Here is a 13910-nt window from a genome sequence, read left to right as displayed (position 1 = left end):
GAAGCCCCTCTGCTCAACCTCTCACTCCCCGGTTAGATTCGCCGACCCGACTCCAAGGACGTTCATACCTACTGTCAACCCGGAGGCGCTGGGCCTCATCGATTGCACCCCAAGGCCAAGCCAAGGTAGTCGAAGTCAACACCGCGGCAGCAACGCCTAGGAAGACGCGTCGGGCTGAGCAGAGCGGCCGCGCCAGTTCTTCGCCGATCGGACTGACTGCGTTCGATCCCGGTGAAGTGGAGCAGCCTGATAACGCAGATGGGCCGCAGCCTGCGGCTGGCCGGGCTCAGTCAGAAAGCGTGTGCGGGGGAAGCCGCAGCCGCACGCCTCGTGGCCGATCGTGACAGCGTGGAAGTTCTTCGACCGGTGGGTTGCCCGCTCCGCGGTTCCAAGCCCTGGCGATCTCCCCTCTCGTGGCGCGTTGGATCGAGGCATGCTCCGTGGAGATCTGTCGGCCCGCCCCTCGTTTGTGTGCCGGCTCACCGCCTCCGGGCCGTCGGTCAGGGGTCCGCTCCCTGCCGACCAAGATCCGGGCCATACACGGACCAGCCGCCTGCAGCTTAACCGAATCGTAGCCGTTTCCGCTGGTCAGAAGCCATGCGAGGCGTGTACCACCAGCAGACCAAGAATCTCCTGGTGTCCTACTCGCCGAAGAAGCTCGGCTTCTCTAAAGGCACGACAAGAGGCGCCTGAGCCGGGCTTTCGCCCGCCAGGCGCCTCGGGCTCGCCTTCCTGGGACGGCTGACCGCCCAGGTCGGCTGAACCGACAAGCCGTACCCGGCCGCCCCGGCCGTCGGTGGCGCTGATCTGGAAGGGGGAAGGACCGTCTCCGCGCTCCGAGCGCTGCGGACAGGAGAACCGTGAGTGCGAAGGTGTCGACGGGCCGCCGTGCGCGTCAGCGCACGCTGCGGGCCGTCAGCCGGTACCGATCGCCACCCCGGCGTACGCCACCGCCGTCAGGGCCAGGACGGCGGCGGGCAGGGCCCGTACGGGCGGGTCGCCGTGGCGCAGGTGGACCACTGCGGCCGCCGTCATCAGCAGCGCCAGCCCGATCGCGGCGGCCACCCCGATGGGGGCGGAAGTCAGTCCGAGTGCCAGCCCGACGGCTCCGGCCACTTCCAGGGCGCCGACCACACGGTAGAGGCCCGGCGACACGCCGAGGTGCGCTGCCGCCCGGCGCATGAACGGCACCGCGGCGATCTTCGCCGCTCCCAGTGACAGGAAGACCAGGGTCAGGAGGGCGGCGAGGGTGATCTGCGCGGTTGTCACAGTGACCGGCCCCGGCGTTCGGCGCCCAGGCGGGCGAAGTGGTCGATGAGGTCGGGGGCGTCCACGGCTGCGGGGTTGACGACCTGCTCGACCGGGGCGCCCTGGAGGAGGCGTTTGACGGGGACTTCGAGTTTCTTGCCGGTGCGGGTGTGCGGGATGCCGGGGACTTCCAGGATCTCGTCGGGGACGTGGCGGGGCGAGGCACCCGTCCGGATCGCCTCCTTGATCTTCTCGCGGAGCGGTTCGTCCAGGGTCGCGTCGGCTGCGAGGACCACGAACAGGGGCATCCAGTAGCCGCCGTCGGGTTCTTCCGCGCCGATGACGAGGGCCTCGGTGATCTCGGGGAGGCGTTCGACGACGTCGTGGATGTCGGCGCTGCCCAGGCGTACGCCGTTGCGGTTCAGGGTGCTGTCGGAGCGGCCGTGGACGATCACGGAGCCGTGTCCGGTGACGGTGATCCAGTCGCCGTGCCGCCACACGCCGGGGTAGGAGGAGAAGTAGGCGTCGCGGTAGCGGGTTCCGTCGGGGTCGTTCCAGAAGCACAGCGGCATGGACGGCATCGGGCGGGTGACGACCAGCTCCCCCACCTGGTCCACCACCGGGAAGCCCTCGGCGTCGTACGCGGCCAGGGCCACGCCCAGGTGGGGTGCTGACAACTCTCCGGCCCACACCGGTGTGTTGGGTGCGCTGCCGGCGAAGCCGGAGACGACGTCCGTGCCGCCGCTGGTGGACGCGAGCAGGACGTGGTCGCCGACGTGCTGGCGGACCCAGGGGTAGGCGGAGGCCGGCAGTGCGGAGCCGGTGCAGCCGACCACGCGGATCGACGACAGGTCGTGCGCCGAGGGGTCGATGCCGTACTTGGCCATGCCCAGCAGGTACTGGGGGCTGGTCCCGAAGACGGTCACCCGATGGCGCGCGGCGAGCTCCCACAGGACGTCGAGCTGGGCGAAGGGCGCCGGGCTGCCGTCGTAGGTGCACGTGGTGGCGCCGGTGAGCAGCGTGGAGGCGACCAGGTTCCACATCATCCAGTGGGTGGTGGTGTACCACAGGAGGCGGTCACCGGGACCGAGGTCGGAGTGCAGTCCGAGGGTCTTGAGGTGTTCGAGCAGCACGCCGCCGTGGCCGTGGACGATGCCCTTGGGCAGGCCGGTGGTGCCCGAGGAGAACACGACCCACAGCGGGTGGTCGAACGGCACCGGTGTGCAGGTGAGTTCCTCGGTGCGGGTGGAGGCGTCCTCCCACTGCATCACGAGTGACGGGTACGTGTGTGTCGGCCACGGCAGGCCCACGTGGTCCACCAGCAGCGCTGCCTTCAGAGTCGGCAGCTCACCGGCGAGTTCGAGGGTGGCCTCGCGGCGGTCGTGGGTCGTGCCGTTGAAGAGGTAGCCGTCGGCGGCGATCAGGACGGTGGGTTCGAGCTGGGCGAAGCGGTCGGCGGCGGCCTTGGGGGCGTAGTCCTGCCCGCAGACCGACCACACCGCGCCCAGGCTCGCGGCCGCGAGGAAGGCGACGATCGCGTGCGGGGTGTTGGGCAGGTAGCCCACGACCCGATCCCCCTTGCCGACGCCCAGGTCGCGCAGGGTGGCGGCGACGGATGCGACCTGGGCGCGCAGCCGGCCGCCGGTCACCTCGTGACTGGAGCCGGTCTCGTCGAGGGCGATGATCGCCACGGTGTCGTCGGTGAGTTTGCGCAGGGCGTGGTGGGTGTAGTTGAGGGTGGCGCCGGGGAACCAGCGGGCGCCCGGCATCCGCTCTTCCGCGAGCACCTGCTCGTACGGGGTGTCCGCGTCGATGTCGAAGTAGTCCCACACCGCGCCCCAGAAGCCTTCCAGGTCGGTGACCGACCAGTGGTGCAGGGCGGCGTAGTCGGTGCCGTCGAGCCCGGCGTGGCGGGCGAAGTCCGTAATGCGGCTGTCGGCGACGGCCTGCGGATCGGGCGTCGTGAAGGGTTCCGGGTACGGCCTGGTCATCGTGTGGCGCTCCTCGGCAGGCTGTTCTCTACGGTCCGTGGGGAAGGGTCGGGGCTGCGCGTGGTGTGCAGGAGAGACGCCCAGGCGGCGGTGTCCGTGAAGTCGTGGCCGCCAGCCGGGACGACGTCCATGACGACGCGGTCGGGGCGCAGCAGGACGGCGTCCGCCCGGCCGGCGCGCAGCCAGGCGGCGAGGGTTCCGTCGTCACGGAGGTCGGTCACGGGGATCGCCGGGACGCCGAGTCCGTGCGCGAGGGCGCGCAGCGAGGGCCAGGGTTCGGCGGCGGTCAGGACGGTGAAGCTGGCGCCGAGCAGTTCGTCGAGGCGGCTGCGTCGGCCGTCGAGTACCACCCATGGTTGGGGGCAGTGGGTGCCCACGAGGCTTCTGCGTATACGGCGCCGGACGAGGGGCCCGGCGGTCAGGGCTGGGCTGAGGTCGCGGCCCGCCGCCGCGGTGAGGCCGGGTATGCGACAGGCCGCGGCCAGGATCCTGCGGCGCAGTGCGGCGGCACCGTCCTGGCCGCCGGTCATGGCCCAGCCCATGGCGACCGCGAGCCGGATCACATGCCGTGCGTGCGGCTTGCGCTCGCTCTCGTAGGTGTCAAGGAGCCGTTCGTCGCCGCCCTGGCCCAGGACGCGGGCCAGCTTCCAGGTGAGGTTGTAGGCATCACGCAGACCCGCGCACAGCCCCTGCCCGATGAACGGCGGGGTGAGATGGGCGGCGTCGCCGAGGAGGAAGACCCGTCCGCTGCGCCACCGGTCGGCCACCCGCGCCCGGAAGGTGTACTGCGTCTCCCGTACGACTTCGAAGTCCCCGCCGTACGAGGGCGACAGCCACGGGGCGATCAGCTCGCGGACCGTTTGCTGCCCGTCTTGCAGCCGGAACTCCCAGCGGTAGCGGTCCTCACCGACGCGCATGAACGTCGCCGGCCGGTGAGGGTCGCAGACCTGGTCGACGCCTTCCCAGCAGCGGACGTCGGCCTTCGTGCGGACGTCGATGACGGTCCAGCGTTCCTCGAAGCGCAGGTCTTCCCATGCGGCGCCGATGGCGTCGCGGGTGAGGCTGCCCGCGCCGTCGCAGCCGAGGACCGCTTCGGCCCAAAGATGGTGCTCACCGTCGTCGTCGCGGTAGGTCACGCGCACGGGGCCGGCCGGGTCCGGGCCGACGCCGGTGACCTCGACACCGCCCCGCAGTTCGCACTCCGGGCGGCGGGCGAGGGCGTCGCGCAGCAGTCGCTCCAGCTCGGGCTGGTCGAACATGCTGGTCTGCGGGTAGCCGTGATGGCCGTGCTCGGAGCGCCGGAATTCGGCCATGACCCGGTGCCGGGCGTCCAGCAGCCGAAGTCCGTTCGCGGGGCGGGCGATCGCTGCGAACTCCTCGCCCACGCCCGCTGCCTGGAGGATGCGGCGCACCTCGTCGTCGGTGGCGACGGCGCGCGGGAGCGGGTAGACGTCCTGGTGGCGTTCCAGGATGACGGTGCGAATACCGCGCCGGGCGAGGAGGAGGGCGGCGGTCACACCCACCGGCCCGGCGCCGATGATCACGACGGGTGCGGGGTCTGTCTGTGCGGGCCCGGGTGCGGTGTCCCGGGGTCCGGCCTGGTCGGCGGTCATGTGCGGCTCACCTCGGGTCTTACTTCGCGTCCGTGACGGGCGTGCGCTGCTCGCCGAGGTCGATCCGCCCGTCCGCGGTCGAGATCGTCGCCGTGATCACGTCACCCGTGTGCAGGTAGTGCGGGTTACGGGCCTGGCTCTTGAAGAACGCCTTCCACTTCACGGCGGGCGGCAGCAGCGCGCCGACCTTCTCGACCGCCTTGGGCGGGGCCTTGAGGGCCGTGCCGCCGGGGGTCCCGGTGAGCAGCAGGTCGCCGGGGTCGAGGGTCTGGAAGCGGGCCAGCAAGGTCAGCGCCTGTGCTGGGCGGACGATCATGTCGGCGAGGGTGCGGTCCTGGCGCAGCTCGCCGTTGACCGACAGCCGCAGCCGCAGATCGAGGAGGTGGGCGAAGTCCTCGGGCTCCAGCAGCGCGAGGTACGGGCCGGTCGGTGTGAAGGTCGGGTAGGACTTGCTCTCGTAGAACTGCGTCTTGGTCAGCTGGACGTCGCGCGCGCTGACGTCGTTGGTGACGACGAGCCCGGCGACGTACGACGGCAGGTCACGCTCCTCGACCACGGTGCCGACGGGCAGGGGTGCGCCCATGACGAGCCCGAGTTCGATCTCGTAGTCGAGGAACTTCACGTGCGACGGCCGGACGATCGCCTCGCCCGGGCCACTCACCGACCCGGACGCCTTGCGGAAGAAGGCGGGCGGGATGTCGCCGGTGAAGCCGGAATCGCGGGCGTGGCTGCGGTAGTTGACCATCTGGGCGACCACCCGGCAGGGGGTGGTGACCGGCGAGAGGGCGACCAGGTCGGCGACGGGCGTGCCCGCCTCCCCGGAGAGGGCGGCCTCGCGCACGGCCGCCCGGTCGGCGATCAGCTCGGCGGTGGTGGCGGCCTTGGTGTCGACGGGGACGGCCCGGTCGAATGGGGTCTCCCCGGCTCGAGCGGAGTCGAGAGCCTGGGGAAGGAGGACCCACCATCCGTCGGCGGTGCGCAGGACGTTGGTGCTCATGTCAGTACCTTCGTGAGGGGGTTGGGGTTCAGGACTTGGCGGCTTTGAGCAGGCCCAGCAGGCGTGCCGGGTCCATCTCGTTATCGCCTCGCAGGGCTTCGATGACGTCGCGGACCCGCTGCGGGGAGGGGCTCGCGCCGAGGAAGTCACGGGTGGCAGGAGGTCCCCACTGGGCGAGGCCGGTGGTCGACATGGGTGCCCAGCCGGGATCCAGGTCGCAGGAGAACAGGTCGCCGTCGGCGAAGTGCTCCAGCATGAAGCGGTCGGGGTCCCGCCAGTAGTCGAAGAGCTGGCTGCCCTGGATGTGCCGGCCGATGCCCCAGCTGCGCTGGTAGCCGCGCTCGGCCAGGTACTCGCCGCCGGCGGCGATCGAGTCGAGGTCGGTCACCTGGTAGGCGGAGTGGACGTAGCCGTTGCCCGGGCCCAGGTGCATGGCCAGCGTGTGGTGGTCGACGGCCCGGCTGCCCTGGTCACAGCGGATGAACGCCATCGTCGGGCCACGGCCGCGCTGGCCGTCCAGGAACAGGAAGTCGGACACGATCATCCCGAGGGTGTCCAGGTACCAGTCGAGGGCGCGCCCGAACACCCGTGTCTCCAGGACCACATGCCCCAGGCGCTGGATGCGGGAGGGTTCACGCGGCGGGCGCTGGGTGACGTTCGTGCGACGGTGATCGGTGCCGAAGTTGAGCAGAAGCGGCTGCTGCTCGGGCAGCGCCGGCAGTTCCTCCGCGCAGTGCACGACCCGGACCGGGAAGCCGGACGGGTCGAGCAGGTCGACCACCTTGCCGCCGCCGGGCACGTCCGCGTCCCGTACGGACGTGCCCGTGGCGCGGGCCAGCCGGTCCAGGTCGGCCCGCTCGGCGGCGCGGAACGCCGGGCCGATGAAACGGGAGGTCCGGCCGCGCCGGATCACCATGCACGGTGAGCCGGCGAAGGTTCCCCGCAGCCACAGCTCGCTCTCGCTCCGGGCGGCGATACCGAAGCCGAAGTCCCGGGCGAAGACCTCGGCCCGGTCCAGGTCGGGCTTCTCGAACTCCAGCCAGGCCAGGTCGGCCACCTTGATCACGGGGTTGCGGGACCGCCCGGGATGTTCGCCGCGCAGGGCGCCCTGCGCGCTGTGGAGGTCCTGATGGGCCGTCCTGACGTCCGGGACGCCGACTGCGTTGACACGGGTTTCGGACATGGTGTCCTCCAAGCAACATTGCTCTAATGAGGAAATCATCAACTGTGACAGTTCAATCGTCAAGGTGTCCGCAACGGGAAATGATGAATTCATCAGGACTGCGATCGTCATCGTCTCGACGGTTAGACTCTGCGTATGCCTACGTCAGCCCCGCCCAGCAACCGATTCGAGCGGCGTCGCGCCGAGACCCGCGGAGCTCTCGTCCGCGCGGCCCGCCGGATACTCGCCGAGACCGGGGACACCAGCGTCAGCATCCAGGTGATCGCCGAGCGCGCCGACGTCGGCTTCGGCTCGTTCTACAACCACTTCGACTCGAAGACGGAGCTCTTCGAGGCCGCGGTGCAGGATGCGCTGGAGGAGTTCGGCCAGACCTTCGACGAGCACCTGGCCGGCATCGACGACCCCGCGGAGCTCGTCGCGACGGGCTTCCGGCTCAGCGCCCGCATGGCCGAGTCGCACCCGGAGCTGATGCAGGTGCTGCGCCGCCGCGGCCTGGGCCACATCCACTCGGACAACGGCCTGACCCGACGGGCCCTCCGGGACATCGAGGTCGGCATGGCCTCCGGCCGCTTCACCGCCGCCGACCCGACAGTGGCCCTGTCCGCACTGGGTGGAACCCTGCTGTCCCTGGTGGAGCTGCGATTCGCCCGCCCCGATGTGGACGGCGACGAGGCCGCGGTGAACCTCGCCGAGATGGTCCTGCGCATGCTGGGCGTCCCGCCGGACGACGCCCACGAGGTCGCCCGGCGCCCCCTCCCCGACCTCGCCTGACCGATCCCCGGCGTCCGCTCCCCCTACGCGGTGGACGACGAGCTCGGACGGAAGGTGACCGAGCGGCCGGTGAAGCGGGCGTCAATCCCGTTCTCCGTGGTGACCGAGCGCAGGTGCAGCCCTTCGGGGACGTTCTCCAGCGGGACGGGCTCTTCCAGGGCCTTGTCGAGCAGCGCTTTCAAGGGCGGGATCAGCTCGCCCTTGACCGTACGGACGTCCGCGAAGGCGATGCGGTTGCCCTTCGCCGCGGAGAGGGCCGCACTCACGGTCACGTCGCCGACGAGCGGCAGACCGGCCGTCGCGTTGATCCGCCCCGGCTCGTCACCTCGCGACAGGCTCACGCCGAGCGCGGCCGACACGTCCTCGTACGACACGAACGCGGTCGCCTCGACGCTGCGGGCATGCGCCTCGTCGGCGCTCCCCGAGGTCTTCAGACCGTCGAGGCCGACCGTCAGCTTCGTCACCGGCAGGGGCCGTGCCGAGCCGTCGGCAGGTATGTCGTGGGCGGTGAGGTCGACGTGGCTCAGACGACCCTCGGCCAGCTGGGTCAGCACGGGGAAGCCACCGACGTGCGCCGAAGGCCGCTCCGCGGTCCCCATGCCGTCCTGGAACGCCTGAGCCGTTCGGCCTTCCGCACGGGCCGCGGCGACCCGGTCCACCACGACAGCACCGATCAGCAACGACACGAGGGGCACCGCGGCAATGAGCTGGCGCCGCCTCCTCGGGACCGAGGGGCTCCCGTACACGGCGGCGCCGCCACAGTGGGGCTCACCGGCGAGTTCGTCATCGGGCTGGGACTGGTACACGAAATGTCCTCTCCGGAGAATGCTCGGGAAGTGCTCGGAATGCGCGTCTGAGCGCTAGGCGGTTTCGTTTGGATCACGGAGGGGCGAGTGATGACGGCGGTTCCCGGGTGGCACCCTGGAGCGATGCGACCTGGAACCGACGCCGCCGAGAACGACCTGCGGCATCTGCTCAATGAGTGGGATCCGATCGGCGTCGCCGACGACGTGCAAGACGAGTACGACTGCATGCTCGCTCCTTTGCTCCAGCGCCTCCGGGGTGGCGCGGACCAGGCGGATATTGGTGCGTTTCTGCGGCAAGAGCTGGAGGATCACTTCGGTCTCGACCCTCTGGGCCTGCGACCGGACGCGATGGCAGCCCGAGTGATCGACTGGTGGGCCACCGTCGGCAGGGCCGATCGCGCTGGCTGCGTGTAGCCGCTCCTTCCTCGTCGCCTGATCGTTTGTCCGGATGTGCCGTTGACTGATGCGCAGTGGGCGCGGATCGAGCCGTTGCTTCCGGACCGGACGCCGAGGCAGGGCGGTCGGTGGCGGGACCACCGAGAGGTGATCGACGCCATCGCCTGGAAGTTTCAGACCGGGGCACGGTGGATGCGGCTGCCGGAGGAGTACGGCAACTGGCGGGGTGTCTACAACCGGTTGCGGATGTGGTCCGTCGACGGTACGTGGGAGTGGGTGTTCACCGCGCTTCTGGCACAGGCGGACGCCGACGAGGAGCTGAACCGGGTCGTCTCGGTGGATTCCACGATTGTGCGGGCCCACCAGCACGCGGCCGGAGCCCGTGAAAAGGGGCCCCGGCCGGCGAGCCGGACGACCACGCCATCGGCCGGTCCCACGGCGGGCTGACCACGAAGATCCATCTCGCGGCCGACGGCGACTGCCGGCCCCTGGCCTTCCACCTCACCGCCGGACAGGCCGGTGACGCGCCTGCCTTCGCTGACGTGATGGCCCGCCTGCGAGTTCCGCGAAGGCGTGGACGACCTCGGACCCGACCAGTGGCCGTGTTGGCCGACAAGGCGTATTCGTCACGAGCCATCCGTGAACACCTTCGGCGTCGGCTGCCGCGTTCGCCATGGGGCCGTACGCGTTCAAGAACCCGGGCAAGGTGGAGAGCCTCCGTTTCAAGATGGACAAGAACGGCGGCATCAGCCATGGGTTCACACGTCCGCCCCTTGGTCAACGCGCCTCCACGGGAGTGAGGTTCAGTGTCTGCTTCAGGGCGTTGTAGATGTACAGCCACGGGCTCTTGCCGCTGTTCGGCTCGGGAAGTTGCACGCGACCCATCACTGGTGCGCCCGCACCGAGAATCGACAGAGCGCCGGGGCCGAGGGACGGAACGCGGCACACCAGGTCGACACCTGTCCCGCCGTCACGCACGTGATGGACGGCGGCCCTGCCGTCGAAGCCGGAGTAGCGGACGAGGTACGGGCGGTTGTCGAGATCCAGCAGTGCCACATGGGTGACGTTGCGTTTCCAGAATCCGGATGGCGATGCGAAGGCCATGGTGAAACCGGACGGGGTGAGATGACGGATCATCAACTCGCCGGTGCTCATCCGGTAGGTCATGACGTAGGGCTCGCTGCCGATCATGATGGGCACGACGGCCGTGTGGCCGACGCCCCACTGCATCGTGGAAACGGGCACCGGATCGGCGGTGTCGCTGTCGAGGCGGAACAGGCCGGCGTCTCCGGTGAGACTGTTGTAGCCGATGTAGTGCGGGGCCCCGCCCAGGTTGAGGGTCACAACGTGGGTGTGCGAGGCGTGACCAGGTGGGGTGGCGTGGGTGAGGCCGACCGACGTGAACGTCGCGTCCGTCGCGAAGATGCCCTGCGTACCGGAGCCGAACTGATGGCCGAAGTAGTGGGGACTTCCACCGAAGTCGAAGGGGGCCAGCCAGGTCCAGTCGGCGCCGAGGGATCCGGTTCCGACCGTCGGGTTGTGGGAGTCGATCGGCGGAGTGCCGTCGGGGCGGCGGGTCGGGAACCGGTAGGTGGCGGCGGCGGAGATCGCGTAGGCGCCTGTGGCCGCGTTGTACGACAGCATGCGCTCCGGGTTCGCACCGGCCGCGAAGCTCTGCACATGCGTCCAGGCCCCGGCACCGTACTCACTTCCGGCGCGCGCGTCGACCAGGTAATGGCCGATGTCGATATGTGCGGTCATCTCGCACACCCGGCAGAACGGGCGAGTTTCCTCCCGCATGCGGCACTGGAGTGACGGCCGAAAGACGCCGCAGTCGTGGTGTTGCGCGCCCTCGTAGGCACCCACGGCGTCCGCGGGAATCGGCGGGTTCGCCGCGATGACCGGGTGGTTCCGCACGCAAGGAGTGGCCCGCATCGTGGTGGGGACCTGGGACTGCGGCAGAGTGAGGACCTCGGACCACTTCATGGTGGCGACGTCGGTGACCGTGGTGATGTTGGGCTCGGTCGGGTCGCTACCGGGGTACGTGGACACCGGGTCCGAGGAGTCGTTCCGATAGGGATATTCGTCGGCGAGTCTGAACGCCTGGTGCCCGAGTTCATGGATGGCCACGTCGGGCCAGGAAGCGCTGAATTTGGTGAACCAGCCGACCTCGTTATGCATGCATCCGCCGTCGGTCTGGGTGTTGTTTATCAAGACGAGGAAGTGGTTCACCGCCTTGAGGCCGGGCTCGTTGTGCACGGCATCCTTCACGGCAACGTCATCGCCGTAAATGGCACGTTCGATCTGATGCCCTTGGAAGAGGTCCCGGCCGAACATGGCGCCGAACATGGTGCCGAAGGGGGACGTGGTGGGGGTCGGAGTGATGAGGTGGATGGTGTTTCCGGTGTGCGCCGACGCCTTGCGGACCTTGACCACGTTCAGCAGTGGCCGCAGGCCGGCATCGCTGAACGGCGGGGTCACCAGCAGCCGTTTGACGAACTTCGCCACGTCCGCGTCGAACAGCCCGGCGTCGAGTTCGGCCTGTGTGTAACCCTCGGGCAGCACGGCGACGGTCCAGCCGTGGGCGACCCGGCTCACATCCCCGAGGGCGAAGTCGACGACCTTCACCGGTCCTCCTTCAAAGCGGCTGGTCGAGGGGCAGGGAGAAGATCTCGGACGCCGGTTCGTCCAGCCGGTCCGGATCGGGCGGGCTGCTGAACAGTACGACCGAGGCGCCTTCCGGCAGCAAGGGCGCAATCAGCTCGAAGGTGCCCCGGGGAGCGTCGACGGGGAGGGCGACGAGACCGCCGTCGTCTCCGGGGCCCGTGACCTCCCGGAGGACGGCGATCGGCCGGTGCCGGGCACGCCGGTACAGCACCCGGCCGGCCGCATCGCGGAGCTCGTACCAGAACCCGGCGCGGCCGTGGGGGGAGTCGTCGGGATCGGCGGCGAGCGGGGCGGTCATCTCCAGGTCCTCCCGCGAGACGAACCGGACGACCGGGCCGCCCTGCGCCCAGTCCGCGCTGTCGTAGGAGAACGTCAGGCGCATGCTCCTGGAGCCGGACGGGTCGGAGGGGGTCGGGGTGGGCGGTGGGCCGGCGAGCGCGACCCAGGTCTCGGGGGTCACGGTTCCGGTGACGGTGAGGCCGTGGGCCATCTGGAAGGTCCGTACCGCGGTCTCCGTCTTGGGTCCGTACTTCCCGTCGTCGTCGAGGGGCGGCTCGGCGCCCTGCTGGTTCAGCAGGCGCTGGACGACGGCCACCGGCGGCCCCGTCATGGGCGGGATACGGGGGCCGGGTTCCAGGAGGGGGCAGGGCGCGGCCACGGCGAGCGCGAACCAGACGGGTGTGTCGATGTCGTCCCCGGGGGTGAGGATCGGTCCGGCGCGGAAGGTGTGTACGGCGTCTTGGGTCAGGACGCCGAAGTTGCCGTCGACGACGAGGGCGGGCGTTGCGGCTCCAGCGGCGTTCAGCAGGCTCTGGGCCAGCTTGACGTGGCCGTCGACCGCGTGCGGGTCGGCCATCAGGGCGAGGGTGGGCAGCAGCGCCCAGTCCAAGACCTCCGCCAGCGGTGCGTCCCCGACGGGCTTGCCCTGCCTTGGGTTGACGTGATGAGGGACGGTGGTACTGGCCGGCACGAAGGCATCGCCTCCCGCGTAGTCGATGGCGATGACGCTGTCGCCGAGCGGCAGATCGCTCGTGGTGATGCTCGCCCGCCCCTGGTCGTCCACCTCGGCGGTACCGAGGGGCGGTCCCTGCTGAAGGGAGAAGGTCACCGTGCCGCGGGGCGGGCCCGCGTCGGCGTCCGTCGGGCGCACCAGGGCGTTGAGGGTGACTTCCTGCCCCTGCTCGGACGGGGTGGGTGCGGTGGGGGACGCGACGCCGTAGCGGCCGGCCGCCGAGTAGGGGAAGGTGACGGTGCCGTCCCGCTCGAAGTCGAACCCCGTCCGCAGGACGCCGTTCACCGTCTGCGGCAGATAGCCGCGGGCGGGCAGCAGGACGTAGAGGATCTCCCGGGGGCCGCGGCGGTTCGGTGGTGGGCCGGGGGTGGACGCCGAGATGTTGCTCAGCCCGACGAGGTCGCTGTCCGCGGCCGTCGTGTCGATCAGGACCGGGTAACCGTGCAGGACGAGCGTGTCCTCGACCGCCGACGCGAAGCCGGTGAACTCGAAGTCGACGTAGACGTGCCCGTCACGGTCGACTCCGAACTTCAGGTCCGCGACGAGTCCGGATCCGGGCTGGAAGCCGTAGCCGTCCGCCGGCAGGAGCGTCAGCTCGTTCACCGACGCGCGCGGAAGGAAGCTCGGCCCGGAAAGGCCGGTCGGCTCCACGTCGTGGGACAGTGCTGTTCCGTCGATGCGGATCGTGCGGCCCTGAACGGTCAGCGCATTGCCGGACGCCGAGGCGAAACCAGCGGCGTCCGGATCGAGTTGGATCGAGCCGGTGACGGGAAGCGCGAAGGCCAGGTTTCCGTTTCCTCCGCTGAGGCGGTATCGCTGACAGGGCAGCAGGGCGAGATCGTGGGGTCGGTCAGCGGGCAGCGCCGGGCCGCCGATCTCCAGCCTCAGGTCATGGTCCAGGGCGGTGGCGTCCAGGTGTACGGGCAGCCCGTGCAGGGTCAGGCGGTGGGTGGCGCGGCCTTCGACGATGCCGTCGAGTGCCGCGTCGAAGTCGAGCGTGCCGTCCTCGGCCACCACGAAGACCACGTCGGAGGCAGGGGCGGGGCTCTGCATGAGGTGGTAGGTGCCGGGGGCCGGTAGTGTCACCGTGGGCGGCGGGGTCACCGAGCCGTCGATCGGCCCGGTGCCGGCCTCGGGCACCGTGAACGACGGCGCGGTGAGACGCGAGGTGTCGATCTCGATGTCGGGCATCGGCTGCTCCCTGCGTCGGGCACGCTTCCCTGTGG

General features: G+C 70.2%; 10 protein-coding genes and 1 pseudogene. 3 read left to right on the top strand and 8 right to left on the bottom strand.

Features of this window, described 5'->3' with window-relative positions; all coding sequences use genetic code 11:
* Positions 1–915 precede the first annotated feature (915 nt).
* From SVTN_RS37810 to SVTN_RS37790, 5 genes are read right to left on the bottom strand one after another with little or no spacing between them, the layout of a single operon-like run.
* Positions 916–1269 carry a DoxX family protein gene (locus SVTN_RS37810; RefSeq protein WP_041133100.1) on the bottom strand — a complete coding sequence of 118 codons (354 nt, stop codon included), beginning with the start codon at positions 1267–1269 and terminating at the stop codon, positions 916–918.
* Positions 1266–3239, bottom strand: coding sequence for an acetoacetate--CoA ligase (locus tag SVTN_RS37805; protein ID WP_041133099.1), 1974 nt, complete (start codon positions 3237–3239; stop codon positions 1266–1268). The genes SVTN_RS37810 and SVTN_RS37805 overlap by 4 nt, the downstream gene beginning before the upstream one ends.
* Positions 3236–4852 carry a bifunctional 3-(3-hydroxy-phenyl)propionate/3-hydroxycinnamic acid hydroxylase MhpA gene (gene mhpA / locus SVTN_RS37800; RefSeq protein ID WP_245727802.1) on the bottom strand — a complete coding sequence of 539 codons (1617 nt, stop codon included), beginning with the start codon at positions 4850–4852 and terminating at the stop codon, positions 3236–3238. Before mhpA ends, SVTN_RS37805 begins: the two co-directional genes overlap by 4 nt.
* 19 nt (positions 4853–4871) lie before the next feature.
* A complete protein-coding gene (locus tag SVTN_RS37795; RefSeq protein WP_041133098.1) occupies positions 4872–5849 on the bottom strand; it encodes a fumarylacetoacetate hydrolase family protein in 978 nt (325 codons plus the stop codon).
* A 28-nt stretch (positions 5850–5877) separates the two neighbouring features.
* Entirely contained in the window at positions 5878–7032 is a 1155-nt protein-coding gene (locus SVTN_RS37790) for a VOC family protein (protein ID WP_041133097.1), read from the bottom strand.
* Positions 7033–7167: 135 nt separating this feature from the next.
* Here SVTN_RS37790 and SVTN_RS37785 point away from each other — a divergent pair, with 135 nt between their 5' ends.
* Positions 7168–7803, top strand: a complete 636-nt coding sequence (locus SVTN_RS37785; RefSeq protein WP_063782312.1) for a TetR/AcrR family transcriptional regulator — start codon at positions 7168–7170, stop codon at positions 7801–7803.
* A gap of 23 nt (positions 7804–7826) precedes the next feature.
* Here the strand turns inward: SVTN_RS37785 and SVTN_RS37780 are convergent, their stop codons facing one another.
* Positions 7827–8489 (bottom strand): LmeA family phospholipid-binding protein, encoded by a 663-nt coding sequence (locus SVTN_RS37780; protein WP_245727801.1) that lies wholly within the window; start codon positions 8487–8489, stop codon positions 7827–7829.
* 243 nt (positions 8490–8732) lie between these two features.
* Here SVTN_RS37780 and SVTN_RS37775 point away from each other — a divergent pair, with 243 nt between their 5' ends.
* Positions 8733–9023 carry a hypothetical protein gene (locus SVTN_RS37775; protein WP_041134700.1) on the top strand — a complete coding sequence of 97 codons (291 nt, stop codon included), beginning with the start codon at positions 8733–8735 and terminating at the stop codon, positions 9021–9023.
* A gap of 36 nt (positions 9024–9059) precedes the next feature.
* Positions 9060–9664 (top strand): annotated as a pseudogene (locus SVTN_RS45960) (IS5 family transposase); the annotation flags it as partial.
* Positions 9665–9782: 118 nt separating this feature from the next.
* Here the strand turns inward: SVTN_RS45960 and SVTN_RS37765 are convergent.
* Positions 9783–11633: a M64 family metallopeptidase gene (locus SVTN_RS37765; protein WP_041133095.1), complete on the bottom strand. Its 1851-nt coding sequence runs from the start codon at positions 11631–11633 to the stop codon at positions 9783–9785.
* A gap of 10 nt (positions 11634–11643) precedes the next feature.
* Positions 11644–13875: a peptidoglycan-binding protein gene (locus tag SVTN_RS41295; RefSeq protein WP_052499548.1), complete on the bottom strand. Its 2232-nt coding sequence runs from the start codon at positions 13873–13875 to the stop codon at positions 11644–11646.
* Positions 13876–13910 lie beyond the last annotated feature (35 nt).

This window comes from Streptomyces vietnamensis, from assembly GCF_000830005.1.
In the GTDB taxonomy this organism is placed as follows: domain Bacteria; phylum Actinomycetota; class Actinomycetes; order Streptomycetales; family Streptomycetaceae; genus Streptomyces; species Streptomyces vietnamensis.
Note: the sequence above shows the minus strand (reverse complement) of the source record. Positions and strands in the feature narration are given on the sequence as shown.